The following is a 20,499-nucleotide window of genomic DNA, read 5'->3' as shown; positions in this document are numbered from 1 at the left end:
CGGGCAAGACAGCGCTCCATGAAAGCTCCGTGACAGTGCCAAATCATATTAGTTCGATAAATCTAGAATTATCGTTGACTCAACCGAAATCAGTGCATACCTTCCCATCATGGACATAGAAACCGCCTCGAAATGCCTGTCGGAACTTGGCAACCCACACCGCCTCGAAGCCTTTCGCCTGCTCATCAAGGCGGGGCCGGAAGGGGTGACGGTCGGCGAAATTCAGAAACATCTGAATATCCCGAAATCCACCCTTTCCCACCATATCTCGCATCTGGTCTGGGCCGGTCTGGCACGGCAGGAGCGGGAGGGTCGGGTGCTGCGCTGCACGGCCAATTTCGAGCTGGCCGATGCCCTGGTGACCTATCTCTGCGCCGAGTGTTGCAACGGCCTGGATGTGGTGCAGCTGGACGAGACGCAGGACGCGTGAGTTTTTTTGACTTAATAGTTCGATGATACCGGAAGGATCGGATAGAATCATGACCACAGCTGACCTGACGCGCAGCATCTCGTTCCAACTCGGTCGGATCGATCGGGTCTGGATTGCAACCATTCTGCTATTCGCGGCCCTTGCCCTCCTGGTCCCGGACCAGGCAGCGAGGAGTGTCGGTTTCACATTCGACGCTCTTGTCCATGTCGGACCCTTCATCATCCTTTCTGTCGCTGTCGCCGCATTCGCCCGGGCAAGCGGACTCGATCACCAGATCGGTCGGGCCTTTTCGGGCAACGCGACGCAGGCAATCCTGCTGGCGGCCGCCTTCGGCTCCCTCTCACCCTTCTGTTCCTGCGGTGTGGTGCCGATCATCGCCGGCCTGCTCGTCGCCGGGGTGCCCCTGGCGCCGGTCATGGCCTTCTGGCTCGCATCGCCTCTGATGGACCCGGAAATGTTCATCCTGATGACGCCGGTGATGGGCCTCGAGTTCACCTTCGCGAAGCTTGCCGCTGCTTTCACCATCGGTGCCACCGCCGGGTTTGGCACGCATCTGCTGGTGAAGGCTGGCGCCTTCAAGGACGCCCTGCGCCCGGACCTGACCAAATCATGCGGCTGCGGCAGTTCCAACGCCCTGAAGACAGAGAAGATTGTCTGGGGTTTCTGGAAGGATCGGGAGCGCCGGGAGGCCTTCTCCGGTGAAGCCAGGAGGTCCGGTCTGTTCCTTCTGAAATGGCTGACCCTCGCCTTCACTCTCGAAAGCCTTATGGTGGCCTACGTTCCGGCTGAACGGGTGGCGACCTATCTCGGCGGCAGCGAATGGTGGACCATTCCGGCGGCCATCCTGGTCGGCGTGCCGAGTTACCTCAACGGCTATGCGGCCATTCCGCTGGTCGGCGGCCTGATGGATCTGGGGATGACCCCGGCAGCAGGCCTCGGCTTCATGATTGCCGGCGGCATCACCAGCATTCCTGCTTCGATGGCGGTTTTTGCCCTGGTGCGCGGCGGCGTCTTCGCCTGGTATCTGGCGCTCGGGTTGCTCGGCTCCCTCGCCGCTGCCTACGGATTTGCCCTCTACCTTGCGGTTTTGGCATGATATTCATGCGTGAAGCTGGATATTGCTTCCTGGAATGGGATACTTACCTTTCCTGAATACGCGGCCGCCGCTCTGCACGGGCGGCGGATTCCACAAACGCCGGTCATGCGGCGCGGAGGACAGTACAGTGGACGCCAATCCGAAACCCAAAGCCGTCGTCGACCCGGTCTGGAGTTCGATGCTCACCGATGCCGCCGAATGGGCGAAACAGGAATCCGCCCTGGCGAGCTGGATGCATGCCAGCGTGCTGGATCAACGCAGCTTCGAGGATGCCCTGGCTTACCTGATCTCCCAGAAGATCGGCGGCACGGAGATGAGCGATCTCTCCGTCTATCAGGTCGTGCACAATGCAATGCTGTCCGACGCCTCGATCGGCGAGTCCGCCCGCGCAGACCTTTCCGCCACCTACGACCGCGATCCGGCCTGCACCAGCTATCTCGAGCCGTTCCTCTATTTCAAAGGGTTCCATGCCCTGCAGGCCTATCGGATCGGCCACTGGCTCTGGGGCCATGACCGAACCTTCCTGGCGAAATATTTCCAGAGCCGGATCAACAGCGTCTTCGGCGTCGACATTCACCCCGCCGCCCGCATCGGCAAGGGCATCATGATCGATCACGGTACCGGCGTGGTCATCGGCGAGACCGCTGTTGTCGAGGATGGCGTCTCCCTGCTGCACGGTGTGACCCTGGGCGGCACGGGTAAGGAAACCGGCGATCGTCATCCGAAGATCCGTCGGGGCACCATGATCGGCGCCGGAGCCACCGTGCTCGGCAATATCGAGGTCGGTGAATGCTCACGGGTCGGTGCCGGGTCGGTCGTGCTGAAAAGCGTCGACAAGAACACCACCGTTGCGGGCGTTCCGGCGAAAGTGGTCGGTAATGCCGGCTGCGCCCAGCCGGCGCTCTCAATGGACCAGCGATTTTATTCCGAAGAGTACGACTGACGTTGCATATCTGAGCTGATCAGGGGGCCGAGTGCGGCCAAATTCCGCCGAGCGCGACTGTCGCCTCCCTGGCCACATTGCAGACGATCTTGCCCAGTTTGCTGATCCGTTCATCCGTGATCCGTGCCGTCGGCCCGGAAATGGAAATCGCGGCCAGCGGCTCGCTGTGATGGCCAAAGACAGCCGATGCGACGCAGCGCAACCCGACCGAATGCTCCTCGTTATCAATGGCAAATTCGACGTCACGAACCTTCGCCAGCTCCGCCTCCATGCGCGGCAGGGCGTCGATGGTCCGGCGGGTCTTGTGTTCCGTCCCGATCCGCGCCAGCAGCTTGGAGACCTCGTCGGTCCGCATCCGCGCAAGCAGCGTTTTTCCGACGGCCGAACCGGCGATCGGAACGCGCGCGCCGGGCTTCGCGAAGGCCCGCATGATTTCCCGGCATTCGACCTGGGCCAGATAGACCATTTCATCATTGTCGCGGACGGCCAGATTCACTGTCTCCCCGCTCTCTTCCATCAGGCGCCGCATGTAGGGCCGGGTAATGGCAACCAGGTCGCGCGTGCGCAGGAAAGCATTGCCGACGGCGAAACACTGGACACCGATCTGCCAGGCACCGCGCTCAGTGTCGAAGCGAACGTAGCGCTCCTGCTGCAGGGTGGTCAGCAGGCGGTGCACCGTCGACGGCGGCAACGTCACGGTATGGGCGATTTGCGTGAGGGTCATGCCCTCTTCGTCAGCGGCCAAAGCGTTGAGAACACTGATGGCGCGTGCGACGGACTGGATCTGGCCCGATCGCTCGGAATCTGATCGCTTGGGAGCTGCGGTCATGAAATCGATATCTTCCCTTTGGGCTTTGTATACAATTCTTATTCATAGCGTGACATGATGTCACTCCGGCTGCCCGCATCATAGATTTCCGCATTGTGGGATGCAATTGCGTTTTTAAAATGAATTGATCCGCTTTGCGTTTGCTCCTCGCACGGGCCTGCGTTAAGCCGAAGAAAGCTCAGAATTTTGGATCGTAAGTCAGGCATATGCGCATTCTCGTCACCGGTGGGGCTGGCTTCGTAGGCTCAAATCTGTCTCTGGCCTTCAAACGCGCCAATCCGGATGCGGATGTGATCGCCGCGGACAATCTGAAACGACGCGGCAGCGAGCTAAATTTGCCGCGCCTGCGCGCCGGCGGCGTCCGGTTCGAGCATGCCGACATCCGCGATCCGAACGACCTCGCGGCGCTCGGGACCATGGATCTGCTGATCGAGTGTTCTGCCGAGCCATCCGTCCAGGCCGGCTATGGGGGGAACCCCGCCTATCTGATAGACACCAATCTCCGCGGCACCCTGAACTGTCTGGAAGCGGCACGGGCACATGATGCGGCCTTCGTGTTCCTGTCCACCAGCCGGGTCTACCCGATTGAGCCGCTCCGTGCCCTGCCGTTTGAAACCGCAGAACGCCGCCTGGCGCTTCCGGCCGGCGCTTCAGGGCCCGGATGGAGCGAGCGCGGCATTGCGGAGGACTTCCCTCTCGCCGGTCACCGCTCTCTTTACGGCGCGACAAAGCTGAGCTCGGAACAGTTCATCGAGGAATACCGTGCCGCCTTCGGATTGAAGGCGATCATCAACCGCTGCGGCGTACTGGCAGGCCCATGGCAAATGGGCAAGGTGGATCAGGGATTCATGACACTCTGGGCAGCCCGGCACCTGTATGGCGGGTCCTTGTCCTACAACGGTTTCGGCGGTCACGGGCACCAGGTCCGGGACGTGTTGCATGTGGAGGACCTGTTCGACCTGATCGTCCGTCAGCTCGACAGGCTCGAGATCGCGGCCCAAGGTGTATGGAATGTCGGCGGGGGGACCGGCAATGCAGTTTCCCTTAAGGAACTCAGCCATGCATGTGCGACACGCTCCGGAAAATTCATCGACATCGGCGTCAATCCGGACACCAATCCGGCCGATATCCCCTGGTTCATTACCGATGCAGGGCGGGTCGGGCAAAGTTTCGGCTGGCGCCCGGAACGATCGGTTGATGCTGTGCTGGACGATATATTTGAATGGCTGACGGCTGAGCGCGCCACGCTTGAACCCATTCTGACATAGGGGTTTGACCAATGAGCCAATCCAATGACCTGAACCGATTGGACGAATTCTCGCTCCAACAGGTTTTTCATCCAGAACGGGTCACAGCACTGGTCCACGCCGTCGCCCCCCACCTGTCGACCGAAGGAAAGACGGTGGTCCACATCATGCCGCTGGCCTGGCGCATCGGGCACCTCGCGATGGAGCCGCATGCGCTCTGGGAAATGTTCGGCGAGAATCACGACCGGCAAATCATCGTCATTCCGGATAGCACGGTGGCGCCGCACAGCACTGGCGTCAGAAGCATAGTGGATCAGAGAATCTCGGTCCTGGAGTCCGCTGACATGGACATCATGCTGATGGGCCATATCGGCGCCGGCACCCTTTCCGTCAATCAATTGACCTGGTATCAGCGTGGCCCCGCCGGCATTCTGGACGACTATATCAAGTTCCTTAACACGAGCACCCGGCAGCCCCGCCATTTGCCTGTCTCGGAGACAGTTTCTCAAGCAGCCCAGCAGTTTTGCGAACGGCGCGGTATTACGGAGACAGACCGGATCGTCGTGCTCAATGTGCGCGACCGCAACTTCCTCCCGGGAGAGACAATCCATTTCTACCGCTCGGCGGATATCGCAACCTACGAGCCAGCCATCCGCTATCTGCTCGATCAGGGCTACTGGGTGCTGCGGACAGGCGTGGCAGGCTCGGTCGAAGCGCCCTTCGAGCATCCGCATTATCTCGATATCTGGAAGGAGCCGGACTACACGGACCTGCTGGACCCCGGCTTGATCAAACGCGCGCATTTCGGCATCACCTGTTCTTCCGGGCCAGAGGCGGTCTTCCGCATCCTTGGGGTGCCGCAGGTCATGGTGAACGGCGTCCTGCAATGTGGCATGTGGATGAATCCACAGGATAAACTGGTTTTCAAAACCTATCTTTCGAATGACGATGGAAAACCCGCAAGACTGCGGTCAATGCTGGAGCAGGGCGTCGCCCGTCATGCAAGTGACGAGGGTGTTGCGAAATGCGGCTTTGCCGTCGAGGACAATACCGCCGACGACATTCTGCATGCCGTCATCGAGATGGACAGATCCCTTGCGGGATCCCATCAAACGGATGAAGCGGCACAGCGAAGGTTTCTGGAAATCGGCGCCGAATATCAGTCCTTCCTGGACAAGGGCGGCCATCCTACAGACAACAGCACCGTCTCCGCCCGGCAGAGCCAGTACGGCTATGCGCTGCCCTGGACGCAGCTCGCGGACCGTTACGTAAAGTCCCACCCGGAATTCCTCGAATGAGGCAATTCATCCCGGTCGCCGCTCCGGCGATCTTTGTCCTGCTCTGGAGCTCCGCGTTCATTGCCGCGAAGTTCGGGCTCGAACATGTCGAACCACTCACCTTCATGGCGAGCCGGTTCGGCCTCGTCACCGCAATTTTTGTAGCCATCGCACTGATCACCGGGGCCCGCTGGCCGAGGAGCATACGCGGTGTCTTTGACATTGCCGTGGTCGGTTTCTGCCTGCACGCGGTTTACCTCTCGAGCATCTTCATCGCCATCCATAGCGGCATGCCCTCCGCGCTCGTCGCCCTGATCACGGGGCTCCAACCGGTGCTGACCGCCGTGGCCTCCGGCTTGTTTCTCGGCGAACCGCCAACGCGCCGGCAATGGCTGGGCTGCTTTGTCGGCTTCGCCGGCATGGTTCTTGTCCTGTCGGACCGAATGAGTGTCGACGGCGTCAGTCTGACCGGCCTGGGCCTGTCCATCCTGGCACTGGTTTCAATCAGCGTCGGGACGCTCTATCAGAAGCGGTACGCAACCGAGATGAACCTGATCACCGGCAGCGCCATCCAATGCGCCACCGCGTTCCTCGTCACACTTACCGGTGCAGCCCTGTTCGAAAGCATGGTTCTCGTCCCCGCGCCGGCCTTCATCGGCGCCTATCTCTGGCTGTCTCTGGTCGTCTCGCTCGGCGCCTATTCGCTCCTCATGACGCTGATCAAGAACGGTCAGGCGACGAAGGTGGCAAGCCTGTTCTATCTCGTTCCGCCGACGGCGGCCGTGATGGCCTATCTTGCATTCGGAGAAGAGATCAGTCCTGTCGCCGGGATCGGTATCCTGGTGACGACCATCGGTGTTGCACTGGTGGTATTCCCACAGCGTCACCGTCGCTGAATACCCGCGAGGCGGGGTCAGGACATGAGGCGACCCGCCTCTGTATCGGACTGCTTCTTCTGGCCTTTCTCGACCCTGCGCGCAAGTTCCTGGTCCAGGGCCTCTGTTGACCAGGAGTGCATGGCGGCAACGATCTTGACGCGGGCTCGCTCGATGCTGGCCTGGCCGTCGAAGCCGTCGTCCGGATACAGTTCCCGATGCGGGATGATCGGCAGGAAATTCATGACATAGGCCACAGCCCGGTCACGGTATTCAACGCTTCCCGCTTTCTTACAGTCCTCGGCATCGGCTTCCGTCCAGTGGTCGATCAGGTCATTCCAGCCATCAAGGGCGAAAGCAACGTCGCGGCGCAGCTTGATCAGGTAGGAAACATTCGAATCCTGCTTGGAGAAGACATCGGCAAAACTGCCAAGCAGGGAATCGAGCGTGACGATCCGCTCGTCCACATAGCGGATCGTCTGATCCACCACCTCAAGCAACACCTCGGCGGCGGCGCCGTATTCCTCCGGCTTCTGTTCCATATAGGCGGCGACGGATTTGCGGAATTCCATCAGATTGACGTGTTCCAGAAACAGATGTCCGTTTGTCCGGTCCGCCTGGGTGCCTTTCACGGTCCCGAACGGCGTGATTAGGCCAACCAGCGGCTCCAGCCATTCCCGCACATTGTCGATACTGACGCCGCTGCGCTGAGACGCGAACAGGAAGACCCGGTCGATCAGCATCTCGACATCGAAATGCGACCGTGATTCCTCGGCAGTCATCAGGTCGACCAGCGTTTTGGTATTCGCCCCCGCCATTACCGGGTCGCCCCGCTCGATACCGCATTCCCGCATCAGCTGGGCGATACAGGACATCCGGACAACTTCCTTGTCCTGACTATCCTGCTGGGCCTGCGCGCGCGCCTTAGCCCGGACCTCCGGATCATCGGAATAGGCCGCATTCACCTTGTGGAGAAGCTCGCGTACCTGCAGCGGATCGATACCATGTTTGCCGACGATCCCCGGAATGCCATCGTGCAATTCCCTGTCCCGATCCGATAGCTGCACGAAATCCGGCAGGTCCTTCCAGGGCACGACCATCAATTCGCCACGCCGCCCGCCGCCAAAACTCGGAATAACCGCTTCAAGGATTCTATCGTTCCCGTGCTGATAAAGGCGTGCGCGGGTATGGCGCAGAGAATCCCCGGTCGTGAACGGGACACAGGTCCCGCGCCTTTCGAAGGTTTGCGCGACACTGATATTATTCGCCATATGGCGGAATCCTAAAGCTTTCTGATCGACTAGTTAGCGCAAAATTCGGTGGTTTTTGCAAGATTTTCAAACCATGAAGCAGTTCGATAAAGCCCATGTTTTCCCATAAAAAAAGACAAGAATTACTCAATTCCTATTCTTACTGAGTCCGGAGAAAGCATTTTAACTCATTGATCACCATGATCGTCTCTTGCCTGCAAGGCAATATCCCGGCCGGGAGACGAGCTGAATGTCGGCCCGCTGCTGCGCTACCGGATGGGACGGGACGACGATGGCAATGATGCGCTGAAAAGCCTTGGCAACATCGACGGCTCTGCCGGAAATCGGCGACGAGCATGACGGCATGGCCGGATAACGTCGCCTCACGATGCCGCCGGTAGCCTGATCGTTGACGAACAGGGGGCAGCCGAGGCGTTCATGACAGGGATATTCGCCGGTCATCGTTTCCAGTCCGAATGGCCGTGAAACAGGCACAAGACCAAGACTGAAACCGCCGCCACTCAGGCGGCTTCGCCAGAGCATGGCACTGCGGACGCTTACGTCACCGCAGACATGACCTGGGCCGCACTTGAGGAATGGTCCGGCTTTGACGAGACGCGCAGTATGTTTAAGGGGTCGCCGTCCAGAAAGCTGCCGGTTCCCGTCAGGAGAGAGCGTCACGACGATAATTTGCCGTCTGGTTCTTCACCTCAACGGGGTTTGCAGCATATCGAAAATCGTGCAATGCGCGAGAGTTCGGCTATACTCGCCTGATACTGAATTTACAGTTTCTCAATTGATCAAGAAATGCCGGAAAACGGCGACCTGGGAGGAGACCATGCTGCATTTCCGATCGGGCAGCAGCAATGCCGTCAACGCTAATACCGCGGTCCAGGAGTGCCTCGATCGCGCTTTTGAAGAAGACGCCGCCGAAGGCTGCAATCTGCTGATTGTCTACTCGACAGTCGGGCATAATTTCCCGCAGCTCATCGCCGCAGCCCGCGAAGCCTGTCCGACGGCCCATATCGTCGGCGGAAGTGGCAGCGGCGTGATCGCGAGCGAAGGCGTCAGCGAGTCGATGCGGTCCATGGCACTCATGGCAATCACAGGCGATGAGGTTTCGGTTGCATCGGTAGCGGGCTTGAATGGACGGAACTCGGCGGACCTCGCCCGATCTGTCGCGGACGATCTGAAAGCACAATCCGACGACATCAATATGATCTATGTCCTCTCTGCCGGACTCGATGTTTCGGGCGACAAGGTGATTCAGGGTATCGAAGAGGTGTTTGGCACCGACATCACGATCTTCGGTCTGACGACAGCGGATAACGGAAAAGCAAAGCGGACCTTCCAGTTCCATGACGAGACCGTCATGGAAGACGGACTCGTCCTTGTTGGTTTCTCGGATCACTCGCTGGAGCTCGTTACCGGAGTCCATCATGGGTCCGTGCCACTCGAAGCGGTGATGTTCGAGGTCACAAAATGCGATGCAAACCAGATACTGGAGCTGGATGGACAACCCGCCTGGCCCACCCTGATGGCCAAGTTGGGACTGCCGGCCGAAACCCCTCCAGCCGATGCCTTGCCGATCGCCGGCCTGGGTATGGATCTAAATGACGAAGAAAGCGCCGCCTACGACAATCCGCAGATCCTGCGCGTGCCGATCAAGGTATCGGACGATCAGCAGTCGTTCTATCTTCCGACCTCCGTTGAAGCCGGCACCCGGTACGTCTTGATGCAGCGGGATGAGCATCTGATTTTCGAGGGGGTTGATCGTTTAATGAAGCGTCTGGGCGATCAGTTGAACGGCCGCAAGCCAGTCGCGGTGTTCCATGCCGACTGCATGGCCCGGGGCCGCCTGATGTTCAACCGCGTGTTGAAGGACGAGATCATTGCGAAGATGCAGCACCCGATTTGCGGGGATGAGATGGTGCCCTGGCTCGGCATCTACGGTTTCAGCGAGTATGCCCAGCTCGCGGGCAAAAACGCGTTTCATAGCTACACGACTTCGCTGTTCCCGATCGTTCGCAACGCAACCAGCTAGCCTGGCCTCCCGGCATGGGCGTGGTCTGTGAAGAATCGTCAGCTCAGCTACGAGGAACTCAGTGCGCATTGCGCGCGGCTCGAAGAACGGGTCGCGAAGCAACTGGTTCTTCAGGACAAGCTCAACGCCGCGAAATCCCGGATTGACCAGGAACTCCGGCGCTTCCAGACAATCCAGGCCTTTATCGAAAAATCTCTCGCCGCGGACTCGGACTCCGTATTTCTCGACACCGCCCTGGAAGCAGTAATCGAAGCCTTCGAGTTCGAAGTTGCACTCGTCCTGCGCCCGTCTGATAACCCGGGAACGTTACATGTCGCCGGCAGTTTCGGCTTCGACGAAAAACCGGCCGAGCTGGATTACGATAGCGCATGGTTCAGCGGCGAATCCGGCAGCATTGTCGCAGAGAACGACACCATTCTCGCAAAATGGAGCTCGCTGGGGCTACGAGTCGCCATAACCTGCCCTCTCAGGAGCGCGAACGGCGCGTTGAGCGGTGTCATCCTGGGCGGTGTCACGAATAACAATTACGAACTTTATGAGCCAATCACGGCTGACAGGACCGCCGCATTCACGGTGATGGCGCGCCAGATTGGCTCTGTCCTGAATAAACGGGCCCTTAATCTGGAGCTGGTCGAACAAAATCGCCGCCTGGAATTGGAGCATGGACGCCAGCTTGTTCTCCAGCGCGACCTTATCCGCGCCAAGAATCAGGTCGATGACGAGTTGATGCGGTTCAAGTCCATTCAGGAATACACTGCCAGGACTCTTGATGTTGACGACGATGAGGCGTTTTTTCAGCTAACCCTGGAAGCCATCATCGAAGCCTTCGAGCTGGAAGCTGCCGTTTTCATGCAGATCGACGGGGCTCACCCGGAACGTATGCAGATCGTCTCCCAGTTCGGCCTCGAGAACGCACCTGAGTCTCTGCCCTACCAAAATGAATGGTTCTCCTGCCCGGAATGCTGGATTGCGGACGATCAGAGCGACGTCCTGAAGCAATGGTCCGACCTCGGTATCGCAACGGCGATCATTTGCCCGTTTCTTGACCGGCACGACGAGCTCGGCGGCGTCATTCTTGCCGGGGTGACAGCCGAAAACATGGATTTCTACGATCAGATCCAGCCCGATATCCGCGTCGCCTTTTCCGTTCTTGTCCGTCAGGCGGGCGGTCTCTGGATTAACCGGCAACTGAACGCCCAGGTCATGGCCCATAATCAACGGCTGGCCAGCCTGACCAAATCCTATAGCCGTTTCGTTCCCTTCCAGTTTCTCGAACTACTGGACAGATCCGGCATTGAGGAGATCCGGACCGGTGACAGCGTGCTGAAAACCATGAACGTTCTGTTCGCCGATATTCGCGGTTTCACGACGCTATCCGAACGTCTAGGTCCGACCGAAACATTTGTCGCACTCAATGAATTCCTCGCAACGATGGAGCCACTTATCGCCAACGAGAACGGCTTCATCAACCAGTATCTCGGCGATGCGATCATGGCATTGTTTCCGGGTTCTGCCGATGCCGCGCTGCGTTGCGCCGAAGCCATGCTGGACACCCAGGTCGCCTTCAATCGCGAGCGTGAGGACCGGGGCGAAAGGCCGATACTCTTTGGCCTCGGAATCAACAGCGGCCCCTTGATGATCGGAGCACTGGGCGGTGGCGAACGGCTCGATTCAAACGTCATAGGCGATACCGCGAATCTCGCATCCCGGGTCGAAGGTTTGACAAGGCTCTATGGTGTCTCCGCCATTTTCACCGATCGAACGCACGCCCTTCTTGAAGCACCGGACTCTCTGGAGTTTCGTGAAATCGACCGGGTTGTCGTCAAGGGCCGGGCCGAAGCCAGCACGATTTTCGAACTGCTTCATCCAAGCCAAACCGGGCACCGTACCGCCCCTGAATTGCTTGCTGGTGCAATTCAATCCTATCGACAGGGCGATTTCGATGCGGCCTTGCAACTTTTCAAGAAATGCCGGTCCGGCGCTCCGGTCGACCCGATCACCGGTGTTTACATTACGCGATGCGAGAGCCTTATTGCGAACCCGCCCGCGCACTGGGATGGCGCTTGGGTCCTATCCGAGAAAAGCTAGGTTCGCATGGCGCCGGACGGTACTGCGAGCCACGCCCGCGCAGTGTCTAACACCCGAAAAGGGGATCACACACCATTGGACCGCATTCGCGTCTTGGAATCAGATCGCCAGAAACGCAGGTTGTTTCAAGGCCACTAGATCGAAGATTTTCAGGCTGTTGGATGACTTGCGAACATCCCAAGATAAGTTGGTGCCCCCGGGGAGACTTGAACTCCCACTCCGTTACCGGAAACAGATTTTGAATCTGCCGCGTCTACCGATTCCGCCACAGGGGCCCCGCATGGCGAGGAGCGCGCATCATAGCCAAAAGCATGGGCCGGTCAATCCGCAACCGGCAGCTTGCGCGGCAACCGTGACCGCTGCTAAAGCGATCCTCGCGCCGGAGGGAACCCGGCCTGATTTCCGGGACATCTGACAGCATGCTGCAAGCGACCTACGAGCGACTGATGCGGGCCGCCGCGCACAAGCGGGCAAATTACTGGCTCGCACTGATTTCCTTCATCGAGAGTTCGATCTTCCCGATACCGCCGGACACCATGCTGATCCCGATGGTGCTGGCCGACCGGCGCAATGCCTGGCGCGCCGCGGGTATCTGCACCGTGGCGTCTGTCCTCGGCGGCCTGCTGGGCTATGCAATCGGCGCCCTGCTCTACGAAGCTGCCGGCCTGCCGCTGCTTGAATTCTACGGATATGCGGAGAAGTTCGCTTCCTTTACCGACAAGTATAACGAATGGGGCGCCTGGATCGTGTTCGGCGCCGGGATCACGCCGTTTCCCTACAAGGTCATCACAATCGCAAGCGGCGTGGCCCATCTCGACCTTGCCGTCTTCATCGCCGCCTCGGTGCTGGCACGGGGTATGCGGTTCTATCTCGTCGCCGCCCTGTGCTGGAAGTTCGGGCCGGCCGTGCAGAAGACCATCGAGAAAAATCTCGGCCTCTGGACCACGGCCGCCTTCCTGCTGCTGGTCGGCGGTTTCGCGCTGATCAAATTCCTGGGCTGATTCGCGTCGGGCTTCCGACGGGGGTCAGGCTGCGACAGCGCTCTCTTCGGTGCCGGTGATCCAGCCGCCACCGAGAACCCGGGTCGAGTCACCCGGCATGTAGAAGACGGCGGCCTGTCCCCGCGCGATACCATGCTGCGGCACATCGAGCTGAATGCGGCCCCGTCCTTCGCTGTCCGTATGGATGCGTGCCGTTGCCGGGTGGGTGGTGGAGCGCAGCTTCACCGCGACCGGTATGCCGGCCGCCCCCGGCAGCGCATCGCCGAGCCAGTTCAATTGATCGACATAGACGGTCTCGCGGCCAAGCGCCTCGCGCGGGCCGACAATCACCCTGCTGGCCGCCGGATCGAGCCGGACGACATAGAGCGCATCGGTGTCCGGATTGCCGTCCTCGTCGCGGCGGCCGCCGATACCGAGGCCTTTCCGCTGACCGATCGTGTAGTGGATGATGCCCTTGTGCCGCCCGAGCACGGTGCCGTCGAGATGCACGATCTCGCCCGGCTCGGCCGCACCCGGGCGCAGTTTCTCGACCAGCTCGGCATAGCGCCCGTTCGGCACGAAACAGATATCCTGGCTGTCCGGCTTGTCGGCGATGCTCAGCCCGAAACGCCGGGCATGCGCGCGGGTTTCCTCTTTTTCCATGCCGCCGAGCGGGAAGCGCAGGAAGTCGAGCTGCTCCCGCGTGGTGGCGAACAGGAAATAGCTCTGATCCTTCTGCGGATCGATGGCGCGGTGCAGTTCCGCCCCGTTCTCGCCGTCGAGCCGGCGGACATAATGCCCGGTGCAGAGCACATCGGCCTGCAACTCCCGAGCGGTGGCCAGCAGGTCGCGGAACTTGACGGTCTGATTGCAGCGCACGCAGGGGATCGGAGTCTCGCCGCGCAGATAGCTGTCGGCGAAATCGTCGATCACTTCCTGGCGGAACCGGCTCTCGTAATCGAGCACATAATGCGGGAAACCCAGGGTATCGGCGACAGTGCGCGCGTCCTGGATATCGAGACCGGCGCAGCAGGCGCCCTTCTTGGCCAGCGCCGCCCCGTGATCGTAGAGCTGCAGCGTGATGCCGACGACATCGTAACCCTGCTCCGCCATGAGGGCCGCGGTCACGGAACTGTCGACACCGCCTGACATGGCGACGACGACCCGAGTATCCTTCGGGGCCTTGGCAATGCCGAGCGAGTTGAGTGTGTGTGCTGTCATAATGGGCGCAATATAGGAAAAGCGGCGGCGGAAACAAGAAAACTCAGCGCATGGCTGTATCCGCGCTCAGACGGCATTCAGTCCCATCTGCCAGAAATCCCGCTCCAGCACGGTCGCCGCCCCGAAGGTTTTGGCAAGCTCGGCAAACCGGTCTTCCCCGCCACGCCGGGCGGCGAGGGCGTCAAGATGGGCGGCCGCACCACGCGCGACATCCTGATATTCCTCGCCCGCATACATCTCGATCCAGGCGAAATAGGGATTGCCCTCCCGCTTTGTCGCCGGGTCCGCGGCAAGCCGGGCGCCGATCACGCCATAGCCGACCACGCAGGGCGCCAGCGCCACATGCAGGTCGAGCATGTCGCCCGCCATGCCGCGCTCCAGCACATAGCGGGTATAGGCCATGCAGGCCGGGTCTTCCGGCAGCGCGGCCATCTCCGCCTCGGTCAGCCCCCAGCCGGCGCAATATTTGACGTGCAGGTCCATCTCCACATCGAGAATGCCGGAAATGACGGCAGAGGCCGCGCGCATGTCCTCAAGCCGGTCCGCCTTGTACACCGCGAGGCCGTAGGCCCGGGCGAAATGGATCAGGAACAGGTAATCCTGGCCGAGATAATGCTTGAACGCCGCTTCGGGCAAAGTGCCGTCCGCCATGCCGGCGACGAAAGGATGCGCGGTATAGGCCTGCCAGGCATCCGGCGCGGCGGCGATCAGCCGGCCAAGGAAACCGCCTGCAGGGACGAGATCGCTCACGCCGTGCCGTCCGGCGGCAGGGTCACGACCAGGCCGTCGAGTTCCTCGGTAATCCGGATCTGGCAACCGAGGCGGGACGTGTCGACAATATTGAAGGCGAGATCGAGCATGTCTTCCTCGTCGTCGCTCGGCGCCGGAACCTTCTCGTACCATTCCGGAGCGACATGCACGTGACAGGTCGCGCAGGCGAGGCATCCCTCGCAGGCGCCTTCGATATCGACATCGTTTTCGCGCGCAATCTGCAGCAGCGTATATCCGAGCGGGGCATCGACCTCCTGACGGGTACCGTCGCGGCCGATGAATGTCATGCGGGGCAAATCATTCTCCGTTCGATATCCGCTCGAAAGGCGGATCAATGTTGGTCAGCTGACGAGCGTTTGTACAAATCGCACCAGGCCGCGACAAGCCTGTCGATATCCTGCTCCGTGGAATCCCAGCCGAGCGAGACCCGGATCGCGTTTTCCGCATCCGGCAATCCCGGGTCCATTGCATCCAGCACATGGCTGCGCCTGACCTTGCCCGACGAGCAGGCCGAACCGGAACTGACGGCGATCCCGGCAAGATCGAGGGCGATCACCTGGGTCTCCCCTTTCGTGCCGGGAATGGACACGCAGCTGGTATTGGGCAGGCGCACGGCTCCCGCCGAAAAGATCCGGGCGCCGTTTCCGGCATCCCGAACCGATGCCTCGAACCTGTCGCGCAGACCGGCCACCCGCGGCCAGTCGGACAGCGCCGCTAGGGAGGCTTCGGCAGCAGCCCCGAAACCCGCAATGCCGATCTTGTTTTCCGTGCCCGATCGGCGCCCCTTTTCCTGACCGCCGCCGGACTGGACTGCCTTAATGTCCAGACCATCGCGCATGATGAGAGCACCGACCCCGGCCGGGCCGCCGATCTTGTGTGCGGAGAGAGACATCAGATCGATGCCCGAGGCGCTCATGTCGATGGGAAGCTTGCCGGCGGCCTGTACCGCGTCGCTGTGAACCAGGGCACCATGCGCCTGCGCGATCCGGACGATTTCATCGATCGGCTGCACGGCGCCTGTCTCGTTGTTCGCCCATTGCACGGAGACCAGACAGTCCGCCCCACCGCCCGACAGGGCCTCACGCAGGGCATCCAGGTCGAGAATGCCCTGATCGTCGACGGGTAACCGGACAGCGTCCGGAGCGGCTGCAAGCACGGCTTCATGCTCGATTGCGCTGGTGATGATCCGGGAGCGGCCGCAGCCCTTGAGCGCCAGCGCGGAAGCTTCTGTCCCGCCGCTGGTGAAAACGACTGATTGCGGCACCGCGCCGACCAGGGCCGCGACCTGACGACGGGCCGTTTCGATCAGCGCCCGCGCCGCCCGGCCCGGCCCGTGAACGGAAGACGGATTGCCGACGGTCTCCATCGCACCGATCATCGCGTTTCGGGCCACCTCCCTCAACGGCGCTGTCGCGTTGTAGTCCGCATAAATCCTGTTTGGCATCTCTGTCCCACATCCCGGCCGGTCGCACAGCCGAGATAGGCAGGCGGGACAAAACCGTCAAGCGATGAGCCCCTAGTGCGGAACTCTTCCCGTCATCAGATCCGCGACGGTAACCTTGTCGAGATACCCGAGAACCTGGCGCCCCACCTCTTCCCACAATGGTTTGGTCGGATCATCCGCGCATCCTCTCGTCGCAAACATCCCGTCATCGTCCTGATTGCCGCGCACAGGATGCTCAATCGCCGTCATCACTTCGGAGATCTTGATCTCAGACGGCTCGATGGCGAGAAGATATCCGCCTCCCGGCCCCCGCACGCTCCGGACGAAGCGCGCCTTGCGGAGCTGAGCGAACATTTGCTCAAGATATGAAACTGAAATATTTTGCCTGGAGGCGATCTCGGCAAGTGACACTGGCCGACCATCATCATGTCGGGCCAGGTCGCAGACAGCCATAACTGCGTAGCGTCCCTTAGTGCTGAACTTCACGTTATTCGACCCCCGTCCGATATGGTCACTGGTCGCCGAGTCCCCAAAAACGGCGAACAATAAAAGTGAACGGAGGTCCCGTCCGTTCGTGATAAAAGAGCGGCCAACTTTCTACGGCCTCGGTAGCATCGACCTATGCTTCCGTTAACGGGCAGCAATGCTACACTTGAATACTACAGCCCGAGTAAGCTAAAGCCAGACTCCTGCTGTCAGATTGAGATTACAGCCAACACATAATGAATGTAAACCGAGATAGAGGCCGATTTCCCTGACGAGTTCGTAACAGGCCGTTAGAGACTGTCTGCATTATTGGATCGGGTGAGCCGGAAAACCGGCGGTTGAGGAACGGATCGAATGCCTGAAGTCATTTTGAATGGTCCCGAGGGGCGCCTTGAGGGACGTTATGTGCACAGCAAGAAGGAAGGGGCTCCGATCGCTTTGCTGCTGCACCCGCATCCGCAGCACGGCGGGACCATGAATAACAAAGTCGTCTATTCCATGTTCCAGAACTTTGTGAATCGCGGTTTCTCGACCTTGCGCTTCAATTTTCGCGGAGTCGGGCGGAGCCAGGGTCTGTTCGATCGCGGCGAGGGTGAACTCAGCGACGCCGCGTCGGCGCTGGACTGGCTGCAGACCTACAACCCGAACGCGCCGTACTGCTGGATCGGTGGCTTTTCCTTCGGCGCCTGGATCGGCATGCAGCTTCTGATGCGCCGCCCGGAGATCACCGGCTTCATCTCCATCGCCCCGCCGGCAAACATGTTCGATTTCACCTTTCTTGCGCCCTGCCCCGCCTCCGGCCTGATGGTGCACGGCGATTCCGACACGGTGGTACCGCCGGACTCCGTGAAGAAGCTGGTGGACAAGCTGTCGGCCCAGAAGGGCATTGTCATCGACCATGTCGTGGTGAAAAACGCCGACCATTATTTCGGCAAGCATCTGGAAGACGTGAACAAGGCCGTCACCGATTACCTGAACAAGTCCTTGCCTGAGTCCGAACAGCTCGCCGCCACAAAGAAATAACGCCGACAGTCAGTCCGGCCTGTGCAAGGTGCCGCCAGTAAGCGGCACCGGCACGCGGGTCGTGCCGGGGAACGTCAACGGCTTTCCCTGAAGACTGCGGATAGCCAGATAGGCAAAGGCTTCGGCCTCGACGGCATCACCGTTCCAGCCGAGCGTGTCCGCCGGCACGATCGGCGCCGACAGACGTTCTGCCAGCATCGTCATGAGCACCCGATTGTGACGGCCGCCGCCACAGGCGATCCATTGTTCAGCCGGATGTGGGAACCAGCGTTCGGCAAGGGCGACTGCGGCCGCCGAAAATGCGGTGAGCAATGCCGCGCCATCTTCGTCAGGCAATCCCTCCACCGCCCGTTTCGCTCGCCGGACAAAATGATCCCTGTCGAGGGATTTCGGTGGCGGCTTGTCGAAATAGGGATCGGACAGAAGATCCGCCAGACGCAGATCATCGACATGGCCCGCTGCCGCCAGGGCTCCTTCCGCATCGAAGCGCGCGCCGCGGCGCGCCTGTACAAAATCATCAACAAGAGCATTTGCCGGGCCGGTATCGAAGGCGAGCATATGTTCCGGGCCGGCGGCCTGGTTCCCGTCAATCCAGCTCACGTTGCCCACGCCGCCAAGATTGAGAACGGCAACCGTCGAGCCGAGTTCTCGCGTGAGTGCGCGATGATAGACCGGCACAAGCGGCGCGCCTTCCCCGCCAGCCGCGACATCGGCGAGGCGCAGGTCGAAAACGACCGGCAGGCCGGTCTCGCGCGCCAGCAGGTCCGGCATACCGATCTGAACCGTCCGGCGCCGTTCCGGTTCATGCAGGATGGTCTGCCCATGAAAGCCGATGACATCAATGCTGTCGCGCGCAACGCCCTCCAACGCGAGCAGGGAGGAGACCGCCGCCGCATGCCTCTCGGTCAATTCGGAGGCCACGCCGGAAATGTCGCCAACCTCCCCCATCACCGATTGCAGACGGGCGCGAAAATCATCGGGATAGGGGGTGCTGAGGAAGCCGCAGCGTTGCACGATCCCGTCGCCGTCACTCTCGATCAGAGCCGCGTCGATCCCGTCCATTGAGGTTCCGCTCATCAGGCCGATTGCCCGATATGTCCGCTTCCCGCTCACTCGATCGTCTCCGTGTGTGGTCATTTCCGCGCAAGCCGCACTGCGTGGCGCCGGTTCCGGTTGAGACCCGGGTGGCCATGTGCTAAGTGCTCGCGCCTTGGATTCTGACACATCTTCACCGGGAACACGACCATGAGCCAGTTCAAATCAGGCTTCATGCAGACCATGAGCGAGCGCGGTTACGTGCATCAATGCACCGACAACGACGCGCTCGACGAGCTGCTGAACAACAAGGTCGTGACCGCCTATATCGGCTTCGATTGCACGGCCGACAGCCTGCATGTCGGCAGCCTCATCCAGATCATGATGTTGCGACACCTGCAGCGGGCAGGCCACCGGCCGATCGTGCTGATGGGCGGCGGCACCAGCAAGATCGGCGACCCGTCCTTCAAGGACGAGGCCCGCAAGCTGCTGTCGGACGAGGATATCGAGCACAACAAGTCCGGCATCAAGACCGTGTTTCAGCGTTTCCTCAGCTTCGGTGAGGAGACCAGCGACGCAATCATGTGCGACAATGCCGAATGGCTGGACGGGCTCGAATACATCCCGTTCCTGCGCAAGATCGGCCAGCATTTCTCGGTCAACCGGATGCTCAGCTTCGACAGCGTGAAAACGCGCCTAGAGCGGGAGCAGTCGCTGAGCTTCCTCGAATTCAACTACATGATCCTGCAAGCCTACGACTTCCTCGAACTGCGCCGGCGCTACGGCTGCCAGCTGCAGATGGGCGGCTCGGACCAGTGGGGCAACATCGTCAACGGCGTCGAGCTGACCCGGCGGATCGACCAGCAGTCCGTGTTCGGCCTGACCACGCCATTGCTGACCACGGCCTCCGGCCAGAAAATGGGCAAGACGGAGAAAGGCGCCGTCTGGCTTAACGAGGACCGGCTCTCGCCCTACGATTACTGGCAGTTCTGGCGCAACACGGAAGACGCCGATGTCGGCAAGTTCCTGCGCCTGTTCACTGAACTGCCCCTGGACGAGATCGCCCGGCTCGAAACGCTGGAAGGCGCCGAGCTGAACGACGCCAAGAAGGTGCTCGCAAACGAGGCGACGGCCCTGCTGCATGGCAAGGAAGAAGCGGAAACCGCCGCCGAGTCCGCACGGAAAACCTTTGAACAGGGCGCTCTCGGAGACAGTCTGCCGCGGATCTCCGTCACGGCGGCGCAGCTTTCCGACGGCTTGTGGGTGGTCGATGCCCTGCGCATTGCCGGTCTCGCCACGAGCAGCGGCGAAGCCCGCCGGCTGATCAAGAATGGCGGCGCCAGGGTCAATGATGTCGCGGTCTCGGATGAGAGTCTGAAACTGGGCAACACCGATCTGGCCGATGGTGTGATCAAGCTCTCTTCAGGCAAGAAACGTCACGTCCTGCTGCAGGTCTGAAC

20 protein-coding genes and 1 tRNA gene are annotated in these 20,499 nt (G+C 60.6%); 11 read left to right on the top strand and 10 right to left on the bottom strand.

Annotated features, from left to right (window positions below):
* Nucleotides 1–109 precede the first annotated feature (109 nt).
* The 3 genes from RH950_RS05495 (at nucleotide 110) to cysE (ending at nucleotide 2,469) form a co-directional block, all read left to right on the top strand.
* Nucleotides 110–430, top strand: a complete 321-nt coding sequence (locus tag RH950_RS05495; RefSeq protein WP_350054508.1) for an ArsR/SmtB family transcription factor — start codon at nucleotides 110–112, stop codon at nucleotides 428–430.
* Nucleotides 431–479: 49 nt separating this feature from the next.
* Nucleotides 480–1,526: a permease gene (locus RH950_RS05490; protein ID WP_350054506.1), complete on the top strand. Its 1,047-nt coding sequence runs from the start codon at nucleotides 480–482 to the stop codon at nucleotides 1,524–1,526.
* A gap of 127 nt (nucleotides 1,527–1,653) precedes the next feature.
* Nucleotides 1,654–2,469 (top strand): serine O-acetyltransferase, encoded by an 816-nt coding sequence (gene cysE, locus RH950_RS05485; RefSeq protein WP_502889719.1) that lies wholly within the window; start codon nucleotides 1,654–1,656, stop codon nucleotides 2,467–2,469.
* A gap of 19 nt (nucleotides 2,470–2,488) precedes the next feature.
* Here the strand turns inward: cysE and RH950_RS05480 are convergent, their stop codons facing one another.
* Nucleotides 2,489–3,298, bottom strand: a complete 810-nt coding sequence (locus tag RH950_RS05480; RefSeq protein WP_350054504.1) for an IclR family transcriptional regulator — start codon at nucleotides 3,296–3,298, stop codon at nucleotides 2,489–2,491.
* Between the two features lie 206 nt (nucleotides 3,299–3,504).
* On the opposite strand from RH950_RS05480, the gene RH950_RS05475 reads away from it, so the two are divergent.
* From RH950_RS05475 to RH950_RS05465, 3 genes are read left to right on the top strand one after another with little or no spacing between them, the layout of a single operon-like run.
* Nucleotides 3,505–4,566, top strand: a complete 1,062-nt coding sequence (locus tag RH950_RS05475) for an NAD-dependent epimerase/dehydratase family protein (protein ID WP_350054503.1) — start codon at nucleotides 3,505–3,507, stop codon at nucleotides 4,564–4,566.
* A gap of 11 nt (nucleotides 4,567–4,577) precedes the next feature.
* Nucleotides 4,578–5,843: a TIGR04372 family glycosyltransferase gene (locus tag RH950_RS05470; protein WP_350054501.1), complete on the top strand. Its 1,266-nt coding sequence runs from the start codon at nucleotides 4,578–4,580 to the stop codon at nucleotides 5,841–5,843.
* Nucleotides 5,840–6,718: a DMT family transporter gene (locus RH950_RS05465; RefSeq protein ID WP_350054499.1), complete on the top strand. Its 879-nt coding sequence runs from the start codon at nucleotides 5,840–5,842 to the stop codon at nucleotides 6,716–6,718. The genes RH950_RS05470 and RH950_RS05465 overlap by 4 nt, the downstream gene beginning before the upstream one ends.
* Before the next feature lie 17 nt (nucleotides 6,719–6,735).
* On the opposite strand, the gene RH950_RS05460 is transcribed toward RH950_RS05465, so the two are convergent.
* Both RH950_RS05460 and RH950_RS05455 read right to left on the bottom strand, forming a co-directional pair.
* On the bottom strand, nucleotides 6,736–7,968 hold the full coding sequence (locus RH950_RS05460) for a hypothetical protein (protein ID WP_350054497.1): 1,233 nt from the start codon (nucleotides 7,966–7,968) through the stop codon (nucleotides 6,736–6,738).
* Nucleotides 7,969–8,142: 174 nt separating this feature from the next.
* Complete coding sequence (locus RH950_RS05455; RefSeq protein WP_350054495.1) at nucleotides 8,143–8,409, bottom strand: hypothetical protein; 267 nt, start codon at nucleotides 8,407–8,409, stop codon at nucleotides 8,143–8,145.
* Nucleotides 8,410–8,785: 376 nt separating this feature from the next.
* On the opposite strand from RH950_RS05455, the gene RH950_RS05450 reads away from it, so the two are divergent.
* Both RH950_RS05450 and RH950_RS05445 read left to right on the top strand, forming a co-directional pair.
* A complete protein-coding gene (locus RH950_RS05450; protein WP_350054493.1) occupies nucleotides 8,786–9,991 on the top strand; it encodes an FIST signal transduction protein in 1,206 nt (401 codons plus the stop codon).
* 27 nt (nucleotides 9,992–10,018) lie between these two features.
* Nucleotides 10,019–12,079 (top strand): adenylate/guanylate cyclase domain-containing protein, encoded by a 2,061-nt coding sequence (locus RH950_RS05445; RefSeq protein ID WP_350054491.1) that lies wholly within the window; start codon nucleotides 10,019–10,021, stop codon nucleotides 12,077–12,079.
* Nucleotides 12,080–12,267: 188 nt separating this feature from the next.
* Here the strand turns inward: RH950_RS05445 and RH950_RS05440 are convergent.
* Nucleotides 12,268–12,354 (bottom strand) — tRNA-Leu (locus tag RH950_RS05440).
* A gap of 144 nt (nucleotides 12,355–12,498) precedes the next feature.
* Between RH950_RS05440 and RH950_RS05435 the strand changes: the two genes are divergently transcribed.
* On the top strand, nucleotides 12,499–13,080 hold the full coding sequence (locus RH950_RS05435; protein ID WP_350054489.1) for a YqaA family protein: 582 nt from the start codon (nucleotides 12,499–12,501) through the stop codon (nucleotides 13,078–13,080).
* A gap of 24 nt (nucleotides 13,081–13,104) precedes the next feature.
* Here RH950_RS05435 and mnmA read toward each other — a convergent pair whose 3' ends face one another.
* The 5 genes from mnmA to RH950_RS05410 form a co-directional block, all read right to left on the bottom strand.
* Complete coding sequence (gene mnmA / locus RH950_RS05430; protein WP_350054487.1) at nucleotides 13,105–14,280, bottom strand: tRNA 2-thiouridine(34) synthase MnmA; 1,176 nt, start codon at nucleotides 14,278–14,280, stop codon at nucleotides 13,105–13,107.
* A gap of 66 nt (nucleotides 14,281–14,346) precedes the next feature.
* A complete protein-coding gene (gene tenA / locus RH950_RS05425) occupies nucleotides 14,347–15,030 on the bottom strand; it encodes a thiaminase II (RefSeq protein WP_350054485.1) in 684 nt (227 codons plus the stop codon).
* The gene (locus tag RH950_RS05420; protein WP_028464378.1) at nucleotides 15,027–15,347 is read right to left on the bottom strand and encodes a 2Fe-2S iron-sulfur cluster-binding protein; all 321 of its coding nucleotides are present in this window, start codon (nucleotides 15,345–15,347) and stop codon (nucleotides 15,027–15,029) included. Before RH950_RS05420 ends, tenA begins: the two co-directional genes overlap by 4 nt.
* 35 nt (nucleotides 15,348–15,382) lie before the next feature.
* Nucleotides 15,383–16,495, bottom strand: a complete 1,113-nt coding sequence (locus tag RH950_RS05415) for a cysteine desulfurase family protein (RefSeq protein ID WP_350054483.1) — start codon at nucleotides 16,493–16,495, stop codon at nucleotides 15,383–15,385.
* A 72-nt stretch (nucleotides 16,496–16,567) separates the two neighbouring features.
* Nucleotides 16,568–16,981, bottom strand: a complete 414-nt coding sequence (locus RH950_RS05410) for an RrF2 family transcriptional regulator (RefSeq protein ID WP_502889718.1) — start codon at nucleotides 16,979–16,981, stop codon at nucleotides 16,568–16,570.
* 354 nt (nucleotides 16,982–17,335) lie between these two features.
* Between RH950_RS05410 and RH950_RS05405 the strand changes: the two genes are divergently transcribed.
* Nucleotides 17,336–18,004, top strand: a complete 669-nt coding sequence (locus RH950_RS05405) for an alpha/beta hydrolase (RefSeq protein ID WP_350054479.1) — start codon at nucleotides 17,336–17,338, stop codon at nucleotides 18,002–18,004.
* A 9-nt stretch (nucleotides 18,005–18,013) separates the two neighbouring features.
* On the opposite strand, the gene RH950_RS05400 is transcribed toward RH950_RS05405, so the two are convergent.
* Entirely contained in the window at nucleotides 18,014–19,141 is a 1,128-nt protein-coding gene (locus RH950_RS05400) for an anhydro-N-acetylmuramic acid kinase (RefSeq protein ID WP_350054478.1), read from the bottom strand.
* A 108-nt stretch (nucleotides 19,142–19,249) separates the two neighbouring features.
* Between RH950_RS05400 and tyrS the strand changes: the two genes are divergently transcribed.
* Nucleotides 19,250–20,497, top strand: a complete 1,248-nt coding sequence (tyrS, locus tag RH950_RS05395; protein ID WP_350054476.1) for a tyrosine--tRNA ligase — start codon at nucleotides 19,250–19,252, stop codon at nucleotides 20,495–20,497.
* Nucleotides 20,498–20,499 lie beyond the last annotated feature (2 nt).

Source organism: Nisaea sp. (assembly GCF_040217065.1).
Taxonomy (GTDB): Bacteria; Pseudomonadota; Alphaproteobacteria; order Thalassobaculales; family Thalassobaculaceae; genus Nisaea.
This window is presented reverse-complemented; position numbering and strand designations above follow the sequence as displayed.